Below are 20,695 nucleotides of genomic sequence, written 5' to 3'. Positions count from 1 at the left end.
CGAGACCGGCAGCTCGTTGAAGCCTACTTGATGAAGCTCGAATCGTAGAGGTCCTCGACCTTCGGCGCGGCCTTGATGATGCCGATCTCGAGCAGGAGCTCGGCGGCATCCTTGTTGAAGGTCAGGAAATCGCCGGCGAAGAACTTCTGGTTCGCGGCCTTGTCCTGCCAGCGCAGATACTTCGCCGAGTTGCCGAACGCCTCGCCGGTCTGCTTCACGTCCGCACCCATGATCTCATAGGCCTTGGCCTGGTCCTTGCCGATCATCTCGAGCGACTCGAAATAGCTGTTGGCGAGCGCCTGCGCGGCCTTCGGGTTCTCGGCGAGGAATTTCGGCGTGCAGCCGAACGTGTCCATCACGATCGGGTAGTCCAGCGTCGTCGCGATGATCTTGCCCTTGTCGGGCGCGGCGCGCACGGTCGACAGATACGGCTCGTAGGTCATCGCGGCATCGTTCTGGCCGGAGACGAAGGCTTGCGCGGCTGCGGCCGGCTCGAGGTTCACGATGGTCACGTCCTTCGTGGTGAGGCCGTTCTTCTTGAGCATCCAGGCCAGCGCGAAATAGGGCGACGTGCCGGGCGCGGACGCCGCAACCGTCTTGCCCTTCAGATCCTTGATCGCGGCGACGTCGTTGCGCACGGCCATCCCGTCGGCGCCAAAGCTCTTGTCGAGCTGGAAGATCTGCTTGGTGGCGACGCCGTTGGCGTTCCAGGAGATCCAGGTCTCGACCGTGGTGGCCGCGCACTGGATGTCGCCGGAGGCAATCGCGAGGTGGCGGTCCTTCTGCGGGATCTTCTTGATGGTGACGTCGAGGCCGTTCTTCTTGAAGATGCCGGCCTCCTTCGCCAGGGTCAGCGGCGCGAAGCCGGTCCATCCGGAGATGCCGACGCCGACCTTGACGTCGTCGGCGAGTGCGGGAGTGGAAACCGCGAGAGCAATGATTGTCGCAAAAACTTTCGATTTACGCATGATTGTCGTCCTCTTGCCGATCGATGGATTGACGTCCTGTTGATCCCTGTTGGTCCATACGGACCGTTGCCCGAAGCGTTGCACGAACTGTGCCGACATTGCTCTCTCAGCCTCCCTTGAATCGGGCGACAAGGCGGTGAGAGTCACCGGGATAAAGCAGACGCACCGCGGTGATCGTGCGCGCGCTGCGCCAGGTATAGCGGTCGATCACGAGGCAGGGCGCGCCGACGGCGATGTCGAGCGCTTTGGCCGCGCGATCATCCGCAACGATGGCGCTGATCGTGTGCTCGGCCTCTGTCCATGGGACATGGTGAAGCAGCCATGAGCCGGGCGGCTCGCGCGAGAAATCGGCTGTGGCCGCATCCGGCACGGATGACAGATCGATCAGTCGGTCCTCGACCGCGAAGGGCACGTTGTCGGCGCTGTGGCGGCAGGCGATCGCGACCACCTTGCCGGCTTTCTTCACCCCGAGACGATCGCAGTCGGCAACGGTCGCCGTGCGTAGCTTGCGATGGATCAGCTCATACCCGTAAGTGCGGCCGAGCGCGGTGATCTCGGCGCGGATGTCGGCGATCTTGAGCACGGCCGAGTGATGCTGCGGCCGTCGTACGAACGAGCCGGCGCGGCGCCGCCGCTCGATCAAATCGGCCTGCGCCAGTTCCGACAGTGCCTTGTTCACGGTCATGCGCGAACAGCCGTAGCGCGCGACCAGTTCGTGCTCGAACGGAATGCGGTGGCCCGGCGGCCACTCGCCCGTCAGGATGCGTTTTTCAATGTCGGCGCGGATGCGCTTGTACAGCGTCGGCTGGTCGGCGCTGTCCGTAGCGAGGCTCATGCGAGGAGCCTCCGCACTGATGCATTGAAGCGTTCGCGCGCGGCCTGGCGCAGCCGGTGCCGCCCGCCTTCGACCACCTTGTCACCACCGGCCCAGACGCAGTCGATCGCGCCGCTGCCGGCCGCAAAGATCCAGCCGTCGATGAGTGCGTCGTGCCTGCGTCCTGCCAGCGACGGATGCGCGGCGTCGAGCGTGACGATATCGGCACGTGCGCCGGGCACGAGACCGACGGTCGCTTGCGCCAGTGCCTGCGCGCCGCCGGCGAGCGCATCGTCGAACAGCGTGCGCCCTGTCGACGTACCGACGTGGCCTGAGAGTACGTTGCGCTGGCGATGCTTGAGCCGCTGGCCGTATTCGAGCTGGCGCAACTCGTCGGCGACGCCGACCAGCACGTTGGAATCTGTGCCGACACCGAACCGGCCGCCGGCATCGAGGAATTCGCGGGCTGGAAAAATGCCGTCGCCGAGGCTGGCTTCAGTGATGGGGCAGAGGCCCGCCACCGCGCCGGTTTTCGCAAACGCGGTGACTTCCTCGTTCGTCGTGTGGGTTGCGTGGATGAGGCACCAGCGCTGATCGACGGGCGCGTGCTCCAGCAGCCATTGCACCGGCCGTCGGCCCGACCAAGCCAGGCAATCCTCGACCTCTTTCACCTGCTCGGCGGCATGAATGTGCACCGGACCGCCATCCGCGAGCGGAATGATCGCCGCGAGCTCGTCCGGCGCGACGGCGCGCAAGCTGTGCGGTGAGATGCCAATATTCGCGCCTGGCAATTTGCCGATGGCCTTGCGCGACGCAGCCATCAATGCCGCGAATCGATCGACCGAGCAGATGAAGCGGCGCTGGCCGTCATGCGGCGCGGCGCCTCCAAATGAGCCATGCGCATAGAAACTCGGCAGCAGCGTCAGCGCGATGCCGGAGGCCCCGGCTGCCTGTGCAATGCGCGCGGCCATCTCGGCGATGTCAGCGTAGGGTGAACCGTCGCGATCATGATGAAGGTAGTGGAATTCGCCGACGCGGGTAAAACCCTGCTCCAGCATCTCGACATAAAGCAGAGTCGCGACGGCGGCGACGTCGTCCGGCGTCATGGCGAGGGCGAAGCGATACATCGTCTCACGCCAGGTCCAGAAGGTGTCGGTACTGTCGCCGCGCAGCTCGGCCAGCCCCGCCATGCCGCGCTGGAAGGCGTGGCTGTGCAGGCTTGCAAGCCCGGGAAGTGCGATCCTGTGGCGCTCGTCGCCGGCGTCCGGCGCCACGCCCGGCGTCACGTGCGCGATCGCGCCGGCGGTGACGACCACCTGCACGTCATTGGCCCAGCCCGAAGGCAGGAGCGCGGAAGCGAAATGCAGTCGTGTCATGTTTCCATGCCGGCTGGACAGAACGGGCTCACGATTATATGTCTAGACATATAAGTCAAGCATCCGACGGCGAATGGACATCCGCATGGCAGAGCGCTTCGACCGGATCTGGCATAATGCCCACCTCGCCACGATGCGGGCTGACCGCCCCGATCTCGGCGAGATCGAGCGCGGCCTGATCGCTGCGCGTGGCGGCCACATCGTCTATGCGGGCGCGGAGGCGGATTTTCCCGTTGATGCGGACGCGATCAAACGGATCGATTGCGAGGGGCGCTGGATCACGCCGGGCCTCGTCGACTGTCACACCCATCTCGTCTATGGCGGCAACCGCGCGCACGAATTCGAGCTGCGGCTGAAGGGCGCGAGCTACGAAGAAATCGCGCGCGCCGGCGGCGGCATCGTCTCGACGGTGGCCGCGACGCGCAAGGCGAGCGAGGCCGAGCTCGTCGCAAGTGCGCTACCGCGCCTTGATACGCTGATCGGCGAGGGGGCAACCACTGTCGAGATCAAATCCGGCTATGGCCTCGACACCGAGACCGAGATGCGCCAGCTCACAGCCGCGCGCAGCCTCGGTCGTCAGCGGCCGGTCACGATCCGCACCTCCTTCCTCGGCGCGCACGCGCTGCCGGTGGAAGCGGACGGCGACAAGGATCGCTACGTCGATCTGGTGTGCAAGGAGATGCTGCCTGCCGTTGCAAAGGCCGGTCTTGCCGATGCGGTCGATGCTTTCATGGAGGGCATTGCGTTTTCGGCTGAGCAGACGGCGCGGGTGTTCGAGACGGCGAAGGGGCTTGGGCTCCCGGTCAAGCTTCATGCCGACCAGCTCTCGAATCTCGGCGGCGCTGCGCTTGCCGCAAAATTCTCCGCGCTGTCAGCCGATCATCTCGAGCATACCGACGATGCTGGCGCTGCCGCGATGGCGAAAGCAGGTACGGTGGCAGTGCTGCTGCCCGGTGCCTTCTACTTCATCCGCGAGACGCAGAAGCCGCCGGTCGAGGCGTTCCGAAAGCACGGCGTTCCCATGGCGCTGGCGACCGATTGCAATCCCGGCAGCTCGCCGCTGACTTCGCTTCTGCTCGCGATGAACATGAGCGCGACGCTGTTCCGGATGAACGTTGCCGAATGCCTCGTCGGCGTCACCCGTGAAGGCGCGCGTGCGCTCGGCGTGCTGGATGAGACCGGCACGCTGGAGGCCGGCAAATGGTGCGATCTCGCGATCTGGGACATCGAGCGTCCGGCCGAACTCGTCTATCGCATCGGTTTCAATCCGCTGTATCGGCGGGTGTGGAGGGGGCAGTGACGGAGCAGGGCGCAGTGATCGTCGTCAGGCCGGGAGAGGTCAGCCTCGACGATCTCGTGCGCGTGCTCGAAGGTGCTCCTGTCGCTCTTGATCCCTCGTTCTGGCCGCGCGTCGAAGCGGCCGCGGAGATCGTTGAAAAGGCGGCGCGAGCCGATATCCCCGTCTATGGCATCAACACCGGCTTCGGAAAGCTCGCGTCAAAACGCATTCCGCCGGACCAGACCGCGCTGCTCCAGCGCAATCTCATCGTCTCGCATTGCTGCGGCGTCGGCCCGGTGACACCCGAACCGGTCGTGCGGTTGATGATGGTGCTGAAAATCATCTCGCTCGGGCGTGGCGCCTCCGGCGTGCGGCGCGAGGTGATCGAGCAGCTGCAAGGGATGCTGGCGCAGAACGTTTATCCGCTGGTGCCGCAGCAGGGGTCGGTCGGTGCCTCTGGCGATCTCGCACCGCTCGCGCATATGACGGCGGTGATGATCGGCGAAGGGCAAGCGATTGTTGACGGCAAAACCGTGTCCGGCGCTGAGGCGCTCGCCGCCGTCGACCTTGCGCCGCTGACGCTTGGCCCCAAGGAGGGGCTCGCGCTGATCAACGGCACGCAGTTCTCGACGGCATACGCCATCTCCGGCGTGCTGCGGGCATTTCGTCTCGCACGCGCCGCGCTTGTCACCGGCGCGCTGTCGGTCGATGCGGCGATGGCATCGACGGCGCCATTCCGGCCTGAAATCCAGGCGCTGCGCGGTCATCCCGGGCAGATCGCCGCGGCCGCGACGCTGACCGCGCTGCTCGACGGCAGCGACATCCGCCTGTCGCATCTGGAAGGCGACGAGCGTGTGCAGGACCCCTATTGCCTGCGCTGCCAGCCGCAGGTCGCGGGCGCGGCGCTGGACCTGATCATGCAGGCTGCGCGAACGCTGATCGTCGAGGCCAATGCGGTCACCGATAACCCGCTGGTGCTGGTCGAGACCGGCGAGATCGTGTCCGGCGGCAACTTTCACGCCGAGCCGGTGGCCTTTGCGGCCGACGCAATGGCGCTGGCCTTGTCGGAGATCGGCGCGATCAGTGAGCGGCGTATCGCCACACTGGTCGATCCCGCGCTCAATTTTGGCCTGCCGCCGTTCCTGACGCCCGATCCCGGCATTAATTCCGGCTTCATGATCGCCGAGGTGACGGCGGCCGCGCTCTATGCCGAGAACAAGCAGCGTGCTGCTGCCTGCTCGATCGACTCGACGCCGACCAGCGCCAATCAGGAAGACCATGTCTCGATGGCCGCGCATGCCGCGCGGCGTCTCTCCGACATGGCCGACAATCTCGCCTCGATCCTCGGCATCGAGCTTCTGGTCGCCGCCCAAGGCATCACGCTGCGCGCACCGCATGCGACCAGCGCACCGCTTGTGGCCGTCATAGCCGCGCTTCGCGAGCAGGTCCCCGCGCTCGACGCCGACCGGTACATGGCCGGTGATCTCGCCAAGGCTGCGGGGCTGATTGAAGCCGATGCGCTGCCGGCCGTGGCGATCGCTACGCTTCCAACCGATCCATTCCCGCGACTTGACTAAAGAGGTTGCCGCATGAACCGCCGACTGGACAATGACCGCACCATCCGCGCCCCCCGCGGCAGCGAGATCAGCGCCAAGAGCTGGCTGACGGAAGCGCCCTTGCGCATGCTGATGAACAATCTCGATCCTGATGTCGCGGAGCGCCCGAGCGAGCTCGTCGTTTATGGCGGCATCGGCCGCGCCGCGCGCGACTGGGAGAGCTTTGACCGGATCACGGCTGCCTTGCGCAAGCTCGAAGCGGACGAGACCTTGCTGGTCCAGTCCGGCAAGCCGGTCGGCGTATTCCGAACCCATGCCGACGCCCCACGCGTGCTGATCGCGAACTCCAACATCGTGCCGCATTGGGCCACGCTCGATCATTTCAACGAGCTCGATCGCCTGGGCCTGATGATGTACGGCCAGATGACGGCCGGGTCCTGGATCTATATCGGAAGCCAGGGCATCGTGCAGGGCACTTACGAAACCTTCGTCGAAATCGGCCGTCGCCATTATGGCGGCAGCCTCGTCGGCAAATGGATCCTCACCGCCGGCCTCGGTGGTATGGGCGGCGCGCAGCCGCTGGCGGCGACCATGGCCGGCGCGTCGATGCTCGCGGTCGAATGCCAGCCGAGCCGCATCGAGATGCGGTTGCGCACGGGCTATCTCGATCGGCAGGCCGCAACGCTCGACGAAGCGCTCTCGATCATGGCGGAGGCTGCGACAACGAAGAAGGCGGTCTCGGTGGGCTTGCTCGGCAATGCCGCCGAGATTTTCCCCGAACTGGTGCGCCGCGGCGTCAAGCCCGACATTGTCACCGACCAGACCAGTGCGCATGATCCGATCAATGGGTACTTGCCGAGGGGCTGGACGCTGGACGATTGGGAGACGAAGCGCGCGTCCGATCCGAAGGCGGTCGAGCGCGCCTCGAAGACGTCCATGGTCGAGCACGTGCAGGCCATGCTGGATTTCCATGCGCAGGGAATCCCGACGCTCGACTACGGCAACAACATTCGCCAGATGGCGCAGGATATGGGCCTGAAGAACGCCTTCGATTTCCCCGGCTTCGTGCCCGCCTATATCCGTCCCCTGTTCTGCCGCGGCGTCGGGCCGTTCCGTTGGGCCGCGTTGTCGGGCGATCCCGAGGACATCTTCAAGACCGACGCCAAGGTGAAGGAGCTGATGCCTGACGACAAGCATCTGCACAATTGGCTCGACATGGCCAAGGAACGCATCAAGTTCCAGGGGCTTCCGGCACGGATCTGCTGGGTCGGCCTCGGCGATCGTGATCGCCTCGGCCTTGCCTTCAACGAGATGGTGGCGCGCGGCGAATTGACAGCGCCGATCGTGATTGGCCGCGATCATCTCGACAGCGGTTCGGTCGCGAGCCCCAACCGCGAGACCGAGGCGATGAAGGACGGATCCGACGCGGTGTCCGACTGGCCCTTGCTCAACGCTCTGCTCAATTGCGCGAGCGGCGCGACCTGGGTCTCGCTGCACCATGGCGGCGGCGTCGGCATCGGCTATTCGCAACACGCCGGCATGGTGATCGTCGCCGACGGCACGCCGGAAGCGGCCAAGCGGATCGAGCGTGTGCTCTGGAACGATCCCGCCAGCGGCGTCATGCGCCATGCGGATGCGGGCTACGAGACCGCGATCGACTGCGCCCGTGACAAGGGGCTCGATCTGCCGAGCCTGGCGAAGTAGCTAGCCGCCGACCAGCAGCCTTGGCATCGTCGTCTTCGCGCCGTCCATAAAAGTCTGGACGGCGTCGCGGACGATCGCGTCGAGATCGGACGGGATCGGCGTCTCGTAGATGAACTTGCGGATGGCGAGATAGAAGATGCGGCCGTGCAGGCCCCAGAGCAGCTCGGTCTCGCGTTCGCCGAGCGGATGGGCCTTCACATCGGGCAGCTTCAGGTCGTGGCGCAGCTCGGCCGCCGCCGGCTCGACGATCTCGCGCCTGACAATGTCGAGATAGCGGCCGGTGATGCCGAACGACTTCATGCCGGAAAAAACGAAGATCCGCACCCAATTGTACTCGAACACGCGTTCGACATAGTCGAGATAGAAACGCGTCAGCCGCGCCTCCAGCGGCAGCGAGCGGTCGCGGATCATCGGACCCCAATCGGGCGACCAGCGGCTGAGATAGACCTCCTGATAAACCCGCTCGATCAGCGCCTCCTTGCTGGGGAAGTGGCGATAGATCGCCGAATGCGTGATGCCCAAGCGTTTTGCCAATTCGCGCGTCTGGCCCTCGAAGCCGCGCTCGGCAAAGAAGCGGATCGCCTCGTCCACGATCGCGCGCTCGCGATCGGCCGCACGCATGTTGCGGCGCTTTGGCGCGGACTTGCTGCCTGTCCCGGTCCGCTTTCGGACCGGTCGCTTCGCCGATTTCTGCGCTTTTCGGGCCATTTCGTCGCTGAATCGCAATCTCAAGATGCCTTCTTAGCCTAAAGATGCATTTGTGACCAAATGGTCATTTCCTGTTGACCGCCTCTTGGCGGCGTGTCAGGATTTTGAGACCAGATGGTTACAAATCTGGCATCCCGGCTGATGAGCCGATGGATATCGAGGAAACGGCAGTGAAGGCGAGGGCTTTCAGCTATTTTCGTGCGGCTACGATCGACCAGGCGCTGGATGCTCACGCACGCGCCGGGGACGATGCACGTTTCATTGCCGGGGGCCAGAGTCTCGTACCGGCACTGTCATTGCGGCTGCAGGCGCCGCGGCTCTTGATCGATATCACTCATATTGACGAACTGCGCGGTGTCAGGCGCGAGGGTGGTTATTTGCGCATCGGTGCGCTGACCCGTCACTGCGAGATGCTGAGTGAGCCGCTGATCGCCGAGTTCGCGCCGCTGCTGCGTGCCGCGGCGCCCTTCGTCGCCCATCCTGCCATCCGCAATCGCGGCACGTTCGGCGGCAGCGTCGCGCTGGCCGATCCCGCGTCTGAATTTCCGGCGATGACGCTGGCGCTCGATGCCGAGATCGAGATCGCGGGCGCCACGGGCACCCGGCGGGTGAAAGCCGACGATTTCTTCATCGACCTGTTCGAGACGGCATTGCAGCCCGGCGAGTTGATCACCGCGGTCTACGTCCCGCTGTTCAAGGCCGATCAGCGCTTTGCGTTCGACGAACTGGCGCGGCGGCGTGGCGACTACGCGATGGTCGGTTGCGGCATGCTTGCGACCTGTACCGGCAAGCGTATCGATGACATCCGAATCTCCTTTTTTTCCGTCGGCAATACGCCGACGCGAGTGAAGGGCGCCGAGGCTACCTTGATCGGCTCAGGCCTGGATGCGGAACGGATCGCCGCCGCGCAAGCCGCGCTCGAAGGCGATCTCGCCCCGCCCGACAGCGACGAGGTGCCGCCGGCGATGCGACTGCACCTCGCCCGCGTGCTGCTGGGACGCCTGCTCGGACGTCTGGGTGAGGGCGCATGAGCGGTTTTGACGAAACCAAGTTGGATGACGCGGATGAGACCGTGCGCGTCCGCTTCGTCGTCAACGGCCGCAAGGTCGCTTGTGAAGTCGCGCCGCGCGAGACGCTGGTCGATTGCCTGCGCAATACGCTCGAGCTGACCGGCACGCACGCCGGCTGCGAGATGGGCGCCTGTGGTGCCTGCCTCGTGCAGCTGGACGGCCGCGCCGTCCATTCCTGCCTGATGTTCGCGGTACAGGCCGATGGTGCCAATATCAGCACGATCGAAGGCCTCACCGAGAGTGGCGTGATCGCGGACCTCCAGGCCGAATTCCATCGCCGCAACGCACTGCAATGCGGCTTCTGCACGCCGGGCATGCTGGTCAACGCGCAGGAACTGCTTTCGCAGGTAGCGCAGCCGAGCCGCGGCGAGATCCGCGACGCGCTATCGGGGAATTACTGCCGTTGCACCGGGTATGAGGCGATCGTCGATGCGATCGACGCGGTGGCCAAAGCGCGCAGCGAAGGCGGAGGCACGACATGAGTGCGCCGCTGACCTCGCTCGATCGCCCGAACTCCTATATCGGCCGCTCGGTGCCTCGGCCGAACGCCAAGCGGCTGTTGGCTGGGCGCGGGCGATATATCAGCGATCTCCGGCTGCCGCGCATGCTCTATGCTGCGTTCCTGCGCAGTCCGCATGCGCATGCCAAAATCGTTTCGATCAATGCCGATGAGGCGCGCACGCTCGAAGGCGTGCACCTCGTCGCGATCGGCACTGACCTCGCAAAGATCTGCACGCCCTGGATCGGCACGCTCGACCATTTCAAAGGCATGACGTCTGCGCCGCAACTGCCGCTGCCGCTCGATCGTGTGGTCTGGGCCGGGCAGGCGGTGGTCGCCGTCGTTGCCGAGAGCCGTGCGATCGCGGAAGACGCGCTGGAGCTGATCGAGGTCGACTACGAGGACCTTCCCGTCGTTGTCGACATCGACAGCGCGCGCGACGCCGGCGGGCCGGTGATCAACCCAGGCAGCGCCAACAACACCTGCTTCCGCGCCCTACTCGACAATGGCACCGTTGACCACGCCTTTGCGCATGCCGCCCACGTGGTGGAAGAGGAATTCTCCTTCGGCCGCCATACTGCGGTGACGCTGGAGCCGCGCGCCATCGTCGCGGATTATGATCCCGCCGCCGGCGCGCTTACGGTGCATCACGCGACGCAGACGCCCTACCAGTTCCAGGATCTCTATTCGCGCCATTACGGCATCCCCGAGGCCCGTGTTCGTGTGATCGCGACCGACATCGGTGGCTCCTTCGGGATGAAGCTGCACGTCTATCACGAGGACATGGCAGTGGTCGGCCTCTCGATCCTGCTCGGCCGTCCGGTCAAATATGTCGCCGATCGCATCGAGTCCTTCGTCTCCGACATCCACGCCCGCGACCATCGGGTGCACGCACGAATGGCGCTGGATGCCAAGGGTGAGATTCTTGCGATGGATGTCCTGGACCTGACCGCGATCGGCGCTTTCTCGACATATCCGCGCACCAGCGTGGTCGAGGGCAATCAGGTCATTCGCCTGATGGGCGCGCCCTATCGCTTCAAGAATTATCGCGCCACGCTGGAGGTGATTTTTCAAAACAAGGTGCAGACCAGCCAGTATCGGGCCGTCGGCCACCCCATTGCCTGCGCGGTCACCGAGCGGCTGGTCGATATGGCCGCAGCCAAAGTCGGGCTCGATCCCTTCGCCATCCGCGCGCAGAACGTGATCGCCGACGATGCCTATCCGCAGACCTCACCGACCGGCTACCGCTTCGAGGCGCTGTCGCATCAGGCCTGCTTGAAGCGTCTGCACGAGATGATGGACTATGATGCGCTTCGTGCCGAGCAGGCGGACTTGCGCAAGCGCGGCGTCTATCGCGGCATCGGCATCGCGGCCTTTGTCGAGATCACAAATCCGAGCCCGGCCTTCTACGGCGTCGGCGGTGCGCGCATCTCCTCGCAGGATGGCGCGATCCTCAGCCTGACGCCATCGGGCGAGGTGCGCTGCCTGATCTCGGTCACTGAGCAGGGGCAGGGCACCGAGGCGATCATCAGCCAGATCGTCGCCGATCAGCTCGGCATCGCGCAGGAGCACGTCAAAATCATCACCGGCGATACCGAGGTCACGCCACATGGCGGCGCCACCTGGGCCTGCCGCGGCGCCGGCATCGGCGGCGAGACCGCGCTCCGGGCAACCCGCGTGCTCAAGCGCAACATCCTGGAGATCGCCGCGCTCATCCTTCAGGAGCGGCCGTCGGCGCTCGACATCGTCAACGGTGAGGTCGTAGACGCCGGTACGCGGAACCAGCGGATGCCGATCTCCGAGATCGCGCGCATCGCCTATTTCCGCTCCGACACGCTGCCGCCGGGCACGCAGGCGCAGCTCACCGTCAGCCATCATTTCGCGCCGCAGGGTTATCCCTTCGCCTTCACCAACGGCATCCAGGGCTGCTCGCTGGAGGTTGATGTCGAGACTGGCTTCATCAAGCTGTTGAAGCACTTTATCGTCGAGGATTGTGGCCGCGTCATCAATCCGATGCTGGTGGACGAGCAGCTTCGCGGCGGCATCGTGCAGGGGCTGGGCGCGGCCCTGTTCGAGGAATGCCGCTACAGCGAGACCGGCCAGCTCGTGAACGGCTCGCTCGCCGAGTATCTTGTCCCGATGCCGATGGAGATGCCCGACATCGTCATCGCCCATGTCGAGACGCCGACCGCCGACACCGTGCTCGGCGCCAAGGGGGTCGGCGAGGCCGGCACGGCGGCAGCGTCCGCTTGCGTGCTCAACGCCGTTAATGATGCGCTGTCGCCGTTCGATGCCACGATCAATTCGATCCCGATCACGCCCACAAAAGTCCTGAAAACCCTGAAGCGTTTCTAGAAAAAAGACAGTTGGAGGAAATCATGCCAAAATCCGGTTCGACCCCGAAAATAAGCCGCCGCGCCGCGCTCGCCGGCCTCTCGGCAAGTGCGGCCCTGCTCGCCATGCCCCGGCTCGGCCGCGCCGCCGATGAGACGATCCGTATCGGCTTTCCGACGCCGCTCACGGGACCGTTCGCCGCTGAGGCGCGCGATCAAGTCAAATGTGCTGAGCTCGCCGTAAAGCTGGTTAACGACAAGGGCGGCATCGGCGGCCGCAAGGTCGAGCTCTTGGTGCGCGACGACAAGCTCAATGCCGGCGAAGCCGCGACCCGCACGCTGGAGCTGATCGAGAAGGACAAGGTTCATGCCGTCGTCGGCGCACTCTCCAGCGCCGTGCAGCTCGCGGTCAACGAGGTCACCCGCGCCCGCGGCGTGATCTACGTGTCGATCAGCCAGTCCGACACCATCAACGAGGCCAAGGATTTCAGCAAATACACTTTTCACGAGGCTCTCAACCCGCACATGACCACGGCCGCCGTGGCGCGCCAGACCTTGAAGAAAGGCATGAAGGTCGCCCATCTCGTCGCCGACTACGCCTACGGCCACGAGATGCTGCGCGGCTTCAAGCGTGCGCAGACCGCGATCGGCGCCGACAATGTCGGTGAAATCCTGCATCCGTTCGGCGCGGCCGATTATTCCACCTTCATGCCGCGCTTGATGTCGATGCGGCCGGACGTGCTCTGCATCTCGAATTTCGGCCGCGACCAGGCCAACGCAATCAAGCAAGCCGTGGATTTCGGCGTCAAGCAGCAGATGAAGATCGTGGTGCCTGTGATCCTGCACAACCAGCGGCTCGCGGTCGGCCCCGATGTGTTCGAGGGTGTGGTCGGCGGCGCCAATTATTATTGGGGCCTGGAGACGCAAGGCAAGTCGGCGGCCGCCTTCAACACGGCGTTCAAGGCCGCCAATGGCGGCGCGATCCCGACCGATTACGGCGCCTATGGCTATTCCGGCGTCGGCTCCCTGCTGGCAGCCATGCAGACCGCCGGCGGTACCGACACCGACAAGGTCGTCGATGCCCTGGAGAAGCTGCAATACGATTTGACCAAGGGCCCGCAGCATTACCGCAAATGCGATCATCAATCGGTGCAGTCGGTGCTGGTGCTGGAGTCCAAGAAGAAGTCCGCCATGGCCAACGACAACGATCTGTTCGCCATTCTCGCCAACGACACCGGCTCTGACGACATGCTGCGGACTTGCAGCGAACTCGGCCACGCGACCTAAGACGTAGCAATGGACCTGTCGCTGATCATCATGCAGCTTCTCTCCGGGATCGCCCTTGGGGCGGTCCTGGTGATCACTGCGCTTGGACTGACGATCGTGTTCGGCATGCTCGGGGTGGTCAATTTCGCCCATGGCGCGCTGTTCATGATCGGGGCCTATGCGGGGCTGTATCTTGCGTCTCTCACTGGAAGCTTCTGGTGGGGATTGCTGCTCGCGCCCGTCCTGATCGGCGCCTTCGGCATGTTGATCGAGTTCGTCCTGATCCGCAGGCTCTATGGCCGCTCGATCGACGATCCGCTGCTGCTCACCTTCGGCCTCAGCTATATCCTGGTCGAGGCCGTGCGCATCGTGTTCGGCAGCGACGGCATTCCCTTTCCGACACCGCCGCAGCTGATCGGCGTGCTCGATCTTGGCGTCGGCTTCTTCCCGCGTTATCGGCTCTTCGTCATCGCGCTGGTGGCGGTGGTGCTGGTGGTGCTCTGGCTGGCCCTGGAGAAGACCCGCATCGGCCTGATCGTGCGCGCTGGAGCGCGCGACCCCACCATCATGCAGGTGCTGGGTGTCGACATCGGGCGGGTGTGGCTTGCGATCTTCGGTCTTGGCGTCGGTCTTGCCGCGCTCGGTGGCGTGCTCGCGGGGCCCATGCGCAGCGTCAATCCGGAAATGGGTTCGTTGGTGCTGGCTGAAGCCTTCGTGGTGACCGTGATCGGCGGCCTCGGCTCGATCGTGGGCGCGGTCGTTGCCGGCCTCATGGTTGGCATCTCCATCAGTCTTGTCGCGCTGTTCGCGCCTGAGATGGCGACCATCGTCATGTTTGCGCTGATGGCGGTGGTGCTGCTGATCCGCCCGGAGGGGCTGTTCGGCGTGAGAGGGAGGACCGCGTGACGTCACCATCAAGCGGCGAAGCGGTCGCCAAATCTTCGTCCGGCGGGCTTGGCTGGCTTCTCGAGCAACGCGTGCTGCTGTCCATTGCCGTGCTGGCCGTGTTGCCCTGGCTGCTGCCGTCGCAGGCGCTGGCCGTCAACGTCCTGATCTACGGCGTCGTGGTGATGGGCTACAATCTGCTGTTCGGCTACACCGGGCTGCTGTCGTTTGGTCAGGCCGCGTTCTTCGGCGCCGGCGCCTACTTCACCGGCATAGCAATCGGCCGCTACGGCGTGCCGTGGTTTGCCGCGGTGCCGATCGCCGTCCTCCTCAGCACCTGCCTTGCCGCGGCAATCGGCATCGTCTCGACGCGCACCCGCGGCATCTATTTCTCCATGGTGACGCTCGCGCTGGCCCAGCTGGTCTATTACGTGGCGCTCCAGGCCTCGTCTGTCACCGGCGGCGAGAATGGCCTGCGCGGCTTCACCGTCGATCGCATCAATCTGTTCGGCTTCCCCGTCAACTTCCTCGACCCCGTCAACAAATACTACGTGCTGATGGCCTTCGCGGCGCTGGCGATGTGGTTCCAGTCGCGGATCCTGAACTCACCGTTCGGCGCCGTCATCGAGGCCATCCGCGAGAACGAGCAGCGGGCGCGGGCCTGCGGTTATGACGTCGAGCGCAGCAAGCTGATCGTGTTCATGCTCTCAGGGGCGATCTCATCTCTTGGCGGCTGCATGCTGGCGCTGCATCTGTCGATCGTGCCGCTGGACCTTCTACATTACCAGACTTCGGGCATGATCGTGATGATGGTGCTGCTCGGCGGCGCCCGCAGCTTCTTCGGGCCGTTCGTCGGCGCGGCGAGCTTCCTGATCCTGGAGGACGTTATCTCGGTCTGGACCCCACACTGGCAGCTCTTCGTCGGCGCGATCTTCGTGCTGTTCGTGCTGTTCCTGCCCAAAGGCATCTGGGGCACGTTGCTGGACACGCTTCGAGTTGGAAAGGCGCGGCCATGAGCGGCGAACTGCTTCGCGTCGAGGGAATCGGCAAGCATTTTGGCGGCTTCGTCGCGCTCGAAGGCATCAGCGTGTCGTTTGCGGCGGGACAGCTCACCTCGATCATCGGGCCGAACGGCGCAGGCAAGAGCACCTTCTTCAACATCCTCTCCGGCGCGCTGACGCCGACGTCGGGCAAGCTGCACTTCAGGGGACGCGAGCTGAACGGCCTGCCGCAGCATCGCTTCGTGCATCAGGGCATCTCGCGCTCCTACCAGATCACGAACATTTTTCCGGACCTCTCCGTCCATGAGAACGTGCGCGTCGCGGCGCAGGCGCTGACCGTGAGCTACGATATCTGGCGCGATCGTGCCCGGCTGACCGAGCTGAATGCGCGCGCCGATACGGCGTTAGAGGCAGTCGGGCTGCTCGCCAAGCGCGGCGAGCTGGCAAAGTTCCTGTCGCACGGTCAGCAGCGCGCGCTGGAGATTGCGATTGCGCTGGTCTCGGAACCGCAGTTGCTGCTGCTGGACGAACCGACTGCAGGCATGGGACCGGAAGAAACCAAGGACATGGTCGCGCTGCTCGAACGCCTCGCCGAGAAGCGCACCGTGCTGCTGGTGGAACACAAGATGAAGATGGTGCTGGGCCTGTCCAAGCGCGTCGTGGTGCTGCATCACGGCCGCCTGCTGGCGGACGGCGCGCCCGATGAGATCAGGAGCAACCCGGAAGTCCGCCGGGTTTATCTCGGACAGAGTGAAGGCTATGGTTGAGACTGCGCTGCTTGAAATCGACGACCTTCACGCCTGGTATGACGCAAGCCACATCCTCCACGGCATCTCGCTGCACGTGAACCCTGGCGAGGTGGTCGCACTCGTCGGCCGCAACGGCGCCGGCAAGACCACGACTTTGCGGGCGATGATGGGGCTGATGCCGAAGGCGACTGGCCGCGCGCGCTTTGCGGGTCAGGAGTTGTTGCCGATGCGTGCGCATCAGCGGTTTCATCTGGGTCTTGCTTACGTGCCGGAGGAGCGCCGCATCGTCCCCGGTCTCTCCGTGCGTGAGAATTTGCGACTCGGCCTCGTCGCGGCCGGAAGCGTGATCGAGGAGCGGGCCGCCATCGACGAAATCGCCGAGACGTTTCCGCGTCTGAAGGAGCGGCTCGATCAGGAGGGTGTGACGCTTTCGGGTGGCGAGCAGCAGATGCTGGCGATTGCGCGTGCGCTGATCGCCAAGCCAAAAATGATCCTGCTCGACGAGCCGTCGGAAGGCATCATGCCGGTTCTGGTCGAGGAGATGGGCGTGCTGTTCCGTCGCCTGCGCGACGAAGGTAAGACGCTGCTGCTGGTCGAACAGAACGTCGAATGGGCGCTGCGGCTTGCCGACCGCGCCGTGATCATCGACCAGGGCGAGGTGGTGCATCAAAGCAGCGCCGCGGCGCTGCTGGCGGACAAGGACATCCAGGAACGTTACTGCGCGGTCTGACGGCCCACGTATCGGCGGCCTCGCGCGAGCAGCTCATCCAAGAGTCTTGCCGAGCTCGTTGAGCTTTGCGATCGCAGCCTTGCCGACATCGGTGATGTTCTTCTCCGCACGTGCGGCCAGCTCGCGATCGGCCTCAAAGCCCTTCCTGACGGCATTGACGCTCTCGCGGATCTGGGGGCCGATAGTGGGGTCGCTGATTGCTTTCTTGACCGCGCCGTCGTCGAACGCTTTCACCGTCTGGTCCTGATCTGCGAGGCGTGCGCTGTTGCCGGCCGAGGTCTCTTCGAGCGCGAGGCGAAGCGCCTGATCCAGGAGTTCCTGCAAGGCCGCGAGCGGGCCGCCGGTCGCCGAGCTGGTTGTGCTGACCTTGAAGCCCGGTGCATCCGGTACGAACAACACGGTGCCACGCGTGAGCTTGTTGAGGTCGGCGTGCGGATTGGCCTCCTGCAACGCCTTCAGCGCGGCCTCGCTTCGGACCTGGCTCAAATTGGCGAGCAGCAGCTTCTCGCTGAGGGTCTTGAGTTTCGTCTCTTCCCCGACAATAAAAGTGCGCATGGAAATACCTCCTGAAATTAGCCGATCACGTTGAGTGGCGCCCACGGCGTATTGGCGATGCCGCCGGGAATGCTGATGCCGCCGTTGGTGATATTGCCAATCACAACGACCGACCGTGCGCCGGTGAGCCTGATCGAACCCTCGCCGCTGCGCACCCTGTTGGTGCTGATGATCGCCACGGCACTCTCCAGCAACACGCCGCCAGCCTTGCTGCCGGCTTCCACGCGATTGTCGTTGAACAGGCATTCTTGGCCCACCACCAGGAGCACGGCGGGCGCAGGGCCGCGTCCGGTTAAAATGTTACCGATGATGCCGGCGCGCGCACCCTCGGTGTCGTTGCCGACGAGGCTGGCCCTGACGAACGCATAGTCTGCGCCGAGCGCCAGGACGCGTCCGTCGCCGAGCCGGATTGCGACCTTCTCGCCTGCTTGTCCGAATGGCACTTTGGGATTGACCTCGGCCGTGGTCAGCGCGAACCAGTTGCCGGTTGAATCGTCGGGGGCCGGCGTGAGGTCGCGCTGCACGCTGTTGTGGTTGACCTCGATCTGGGTCTGGGGCCCGCGCAGCATGATGCCGGCGCTGGTGCCGACAAACCCCTTCGCAGGCGCGACCTCGACGATCTCGTTGCCGCTCACGCGCGGGCGGTTGACGCCGAAGGTGAGGACGCCGGCACGCAGCGCGGATTTCACCGCCGTAAGGCCGATGGCGCGAACCAGATTGCCGGCGATCGAGGCGCTGTCGGCGCGGATCACCTCGATGCCGACCACGGTGCCGTTGTCGCTCTCGGTTGCCGGTCCGATGTTGCGGATATGGTTGTTCTCGATCGATACTGCAGCCGCGTCGGTCGCGCCGCCGAGCATGATGCCAGCGCCGCAGCTGTCGATCGCGTTGAGCTTGATGATCAGGTCCTGCGATGCGGCGATCACCTTGATGCCGGCGGTGCCGAAGCCGTGGATCTGGTTGGCGAGGATCTGCGCGGTCGCGGTGCTGCGGCGGTCGAGCCCGGGGATCAGCCTGATCCCGACATGGTCGCCGGGCGACCAGTTCCGCAGCTGATTGCGCTCGATCCAGAGCCCGGCCGCGGCACAAGCGATGCCGTTGGCGGTAAGGTTGCAACTGTTGCGGTCGATCGCAAGTGAAGCGCCGGGAAGCGCCAGGCCCTGTGCGGCGATGGCCAGGTCGGTGCAGCCGATAATCTCGTTGTGCGCAATTCGCGTGGCGAGCAGATGCAGCACCTCGTCGGCGAAGGCGATGGCGCCGCGCTGGCACAGGAGCACATTCTCCTCGATCGTCACCGCGGCCGTCAGCAGGAAGCCGGCGCCGCCCTCCACGCCCTTCAGCGCGCCGCCCGCAATCGCAACCGGTGCGAAGATCGCGTTCTCGGCTAGCTTCGCGCCGCCAATCACGCCGCGTAGCATCACCGCCGGGAGCTGCGCATTCTCGGCGCCGAGCGCCGCGATGGCGAGCCGCGTCAGGCCAAGGCCGATGCAGGTCGAGACGTCGATCGTGGGATCGCGCGCGAGCGAAATGATCGCGAGGTCTTCGATGGTGATCGCAAAGGAGTCCTGGATCGCGAAGGCACCGGTCGGCGCCACCAGCAGCGTCGCCGGGCCCTTGCCGACGATGCGAACCGATTTCGCCTGGTTGATCGTCACGGCTGCCTTCAGGACGTAGTGACCGGGGCCGAGGCAGATGGTGCCGCCGGTCTCACGCACCTTGTTGACGGCATCCTGGATGGTGAAGCTGCCGCTCTCGTGCTGCTCGACCGTGACGCAGGCCGTGCAGGCGCAGTCGTGGCCGCCGCCTTCCGGCGGCCATGGATGGCGGCAGTCGGTGACGCTCTGGGCGTCGATATCCCAGATACCGAGCCGCGCAAAATGGTGATGGACGCCGCTCGGCGGGGCGCGGTCGAGCTTTTCGACGCTGGCATCCGCCGTACGCGCGGCAAAAGCCCACCAGTCGCCGGCGCGAAAGCCCGCAGCCCCGGTCGAATCGAAGCTCACGGTGATGCCGTCCTCGAGCAGGATGGTCGTGCCCGCGGCGGGTACCTTGATCACGCCGGTCGATCCGGCGGCACCTAGATTGTCGATCTGCACCAACGTGCCGCCGGAATCGGTCCGGAACACCAGCCCGTTATGATCCCAGCGGCGCACGCGCAAATTGGTCTGCCTCGGCTGGTCACTGTTGGGAAAAGTCGCCGGCAACATCAGGGGCGGCAGCGCCGGTGTGAAGGTGATGCGGCGGGTCGCCTCGGTGACGGTGATGCGGCGCATCTCGCCGGCCTTTTGAGAAAACTCGCTGGCGTCGTCGATGATCTCGACCCAGTCGTTGGATTTGAAGCGCAGCACATCGTCCCGCCCGAGGCTATCCAGCTTGAGCTCGGTCGAGGATATGACGCTGGCGACGCGTGAGCCGACGCTGGCATTCTCGCGTGACCATTTGAAGGTTGCGGTGCCGCCGGGCTGGCCTGGGTCCTGGATCTCGACCCGGTAGAGCTGGTTCTCGAGGCCGCGGAAGCCGCCGGTCGGCGGCAGCTCGCAAGGATCGTCCGTTGGCGTCGCGTCGAACGTGTCTGTCGTGAGCACGCCGGTCGACGGTGCAATCACGGCGTCCCAGCCGGGCATGTCCTCGTCGGGCGTTGCGCAATCGGTGTTGTCGCCGGCATCGGCGTCGAGCACGCGCGCCTGCCACACCGTCTGGAGCCGCGAGCTGGTCTCGACGCCGACGGCGATCTCGACCAGCTCCGGTCTCTCGAGATAAGTCAGCTCGCGCTCCCAGACGTCGAGATAGACGAGATGGCGGCCGGCGGTCGGCAGCGGCGGCCGCACCGCGGCGGGTAGATAGGGCTGGGTGTCATAGGTCAGCTTGTCGGTGAAGACAGTCTCGGCCATGAGTTCGTCGAACAGGCGCTTGTCGGGATCGGCAAGGCCGTGGTTCTCCGCGAGCAGGCCATCGACATAGAGCCGACCTTTGCCGATCTCGAGCGTATTGCCGGCAACGCCGAGCTTGAATGCATCCGGCGTGGTCGATGAGACCGTGGCCCGGCCGAGAATGTCGCTGGCGAGTGCCCGCAGCCTGCGATCGAGGATCGCCATCAACTCGTTGGCGTCGCCGTCCAGCAGCACCGCGCCCTGTTTCAGCTCCAGGCCGGCGAAGTCGAGCAGGGGGTCGAGACGAACGCGTGAAAAGTCGGCACCCATGA

Annotated in this window: 17 protein-coding genes; 11 read left to right on the top strand and 6 right to left on the bottom strand. The window is 65.0% G+C overall.

Annotated elements, in window-relative coordinates:
- Window positions 1-23 precede the first annotated feature (23 nt).
- The 3 genes from IVB29_RS24290 to IVB29_RS24280 all read right to left on the bottom strand — a co-directional run bounded on the left by IVB29_RS24290 (window position 24) and on the right by IVB29_RS24280 (window position 3,158).
- A complete protein-coding gene (locus IVB29_RS24290) occupies window positions 24-968 on the bottom strand; it encodes an ABC transporter substrate-binding protein (RefSeq protein ID WP_247505923.1) in 945 nt (314 codons plus the stop codon).
- Window positions 969-1,074: 106 nt separating this feature from the next.
- Window positions 1,075-1,803, bottom strand: coding sequence for a histidine utilization repressor (gene hutC, locus IVB29_RS24285; protein WP_247505922.1), 729 nt, complete (start codon window positions 1,801-1,803; stop codon window positions 1,075-1,077).
- Window positions 1,800-3,158, bottom strand: coding sequence for a formimidoylglutamate deiminase (locus tag IVB29_RS24280; RefSeq protein WP_247505921.1), 1,359 nt, complete (start codon window positions 3,156-3,158; stop codon window positions 1,800-1,802). The genes hutC and IVB29_RS24280 overlap by 4 nt, the downstream gene beginning before the upstream one ends.
- An 85-nt stretch (window positions 3,159-3,243) precedes the next feature.
- On the opposite strand from IVB29_RS24280, the gene hutI reads away from it, so the two are divergent.
- From hutI to hutU, 3 genes are read left to right on the top strand one after another with little or no spacing between them, the layout of a single operon-like run.
- Window positions 3,244-4,458, top strand: a complete 1,215-nt coding sequence (gene hutI / locus IVB29_RS24275) for an imidazolonepropionase (protein ID WP_247505920.1) — start codon at window positions 3,244-3,246, stop codon at window positions 4,456-4,458.
- Window positions 4,455-6,014: a histidine ammonia-lyase gene (gene hutH / locus IVB29_RS24270; protein WP_247505919.1), complete on the top strand. Its 1,560-nt coding sequence runs from the start codon at window positions 4,455-4,457 to the stop codon at window positions 6,012-6,014. Before hutI ends, hutH begins: the two co-directional genes overlap by 4 nt.
- A gap of 12 nt (window positions 6,015-6,026) precedes the next feature.
- Entirely contained in the window at window positions 6,027-7,697 is a 1,671-nt protein-coding gene (gene hutU / locus IVB29_RS24265) for a urocanate hydratase (RefSeq protein ID WP_247505918.1), read from the top strand.
- Here hutU and IVB29_RS24260 read toward each other — a convergent pair whose 3' ends face one another.
- Window positions 7,698-8,318 carry a TetR/AcrR family transcriptional regulator gene (locus tag IVB29_RS24260; protein ID WP_247505917.1) on the bottom strand — a complete coding sequence of 207 codons (621 nt, stop codon included), beginning with the start codon at window positions 8,316-8,318 and terminating at the stop codon, window positions 7,698-7,700.
- Window positions 8,319-8,575: 257 nt separating this feature from the next.
- Between IVB29_RS24260 and IVB29_RS24255 the strand changes: the two genes are divergently transcribed.
- Genes IVB29_RS24255 through IVB29_RS24220 form a run of 8 tightly spaced genes read left to right on the top strand, consistent with a single transcriptional unit; the run spans window position 8,576 to window position 16,938 of the window.
- A complete protein-coding gene (locus IVB29_RS24255) occupies window positions 8,576-9,436 on the top strand; it encodes a xanthine dehydrogenase family protein subunit M (RefSeq protein WP_247505943.1) in 861 nt (286 codons plus the stop codon).
- Window positions 9,433-9,957 carry a (2Fe-2S)-binding protein gene (locus IVB29_RS24250; protein ID WP_247505916.1) on the top strand — a complete coding sequence of 175 codons (525 nt, stop codon included), beginning with the start codon at window positions 9,433-9,435 and terminating at the stop codon, window positions 9,955-9,957. Before IVB29_RS24255 ends, IVB29_RS24250 begins: the two co-directional genes overlap by 4 nt.
- Window positions 9,954-12,329: a xanthine dehydrogenase family protein molybdopterin-binding subunit gene (locus tag IVB29_RS24245; RefSeq protein ID WP_247505915.1), complete on the top strand. Its 2,376-nt coding sequence runs from the start codon at window positions 9,954-9,956 to the stop codon at window positions 12,327-12,329. The genes IVB29_RS24250 and IVB29_RS24245 overlap by 4 nt, the downstream gene beginning before the upstream one ends.
- 23 nt (window positions 12,330-12,352) lie before the next feature.
- Window positions 12,353-13,594, top strand: a complete 1,242-nt coding sequence (locus IVB29_RS24240; RefSeq protein ID WP_247505914.1) for an ABC transporter substrate-binding protein — start codon at window positions 12,353-12,355, stop codon at window positions 13,592-13,594.
- Window positions 13,595-13,603: 9 nt separating this feature from the next.
- Complete coding sequence (locus IVB29_RS24235; RefSeq protein ID WP_247505913.1) at window positions 13,604-14,479, top strand: branched-chain amino acid ABC transporter permease; 876 nt, start codon at window positions 13,604-13,606, stop codon at window positions 14,477-14,479.
- Entirely contained in the window at window positions 14,476-15,474 is a 999-nt protein-coding gene (locus IVB29_RS24230) for a branched-chain amino acid ABC transporter permease (RefSeq protein ID WP_247505912.1), read from the top strand. Before IVB29_RS24235 ends, IVB29_RS24230 begins: the two co-directional genes overlap by 4 nt.
- Window positions 15,471-16,226, top strand: a complete 756-nt coding sequence (locus tag IVB29_RS24225; RefSeq protein WP_247505911.1) for an ABC transporter ATP-binding protein — start codon at window positions 15,471-15,473, stop codon at window positions 16,224-16,226. The genes IVB29_RS24230 and IVB29_RS24225 overlap by 4 nt, the downstream gene beginning before the upstream one ends.
- Complete coding sequence (locus tag IVB29_RS24220; RefSeq protein ID WP_247505910.1) at window positions 16,219-16,938, top strand: ABC transporter ATP-binding protein; 720 nt, start codon at window positions 16,219-16,221, stop codon at window positions 16,936-16,938. Before IVB29_RS24225 ends, IVB29_RS24220 begins: the two co-directional genes overlap by 8 nt.
- A gap of 33 nt (window positions 16,939-16,971) precedes the next feature.
- On the opposite strand, the gene IVB29_RS24215 is transcribed toward IVB29_RS24220, so the two are convergent.
- Complete coding sequence (locus tag IVB29_RS24215) at window positions 16,972-17,493, bottom strand: hypothetical protein (RefSeq protein WP_247505909.1); 522 nt, start codon at window positions 17,491-17,493, stop codon at window positions 16,972-16,974.
- A 17-nt stretch (window positions 17,494-17,510) separates the two neighbouring features.
- Window positions 17,511-20,693, bottom strand: a complete 3,183-nt coding sequence (locus IVB29_RS24210) for a DUF6519 domain-containing protein (protein ID WP_247505908.1) — start codon at window positions 20,691-20,693, stop codon at window positions 17,511-17,513.
- Between the last annotated feature and the right edge of the window lie 2 nt (window positions 20,694-20,695).

Origin of the sequence: Bradyrhizobium sp. 1 (assembly GCF_023073315.1) — a bacterium.
GTDB lineage: Bacteria > Pseudomonadota > Alphaproteobacteria > Rhizobiales > Xanthobacteraceae > Bradyrhizobium.
Note: the sequence above shows the minus strand (reverse complement) of the source record. Positions and strands in the feature narration are given on the sequence as shown.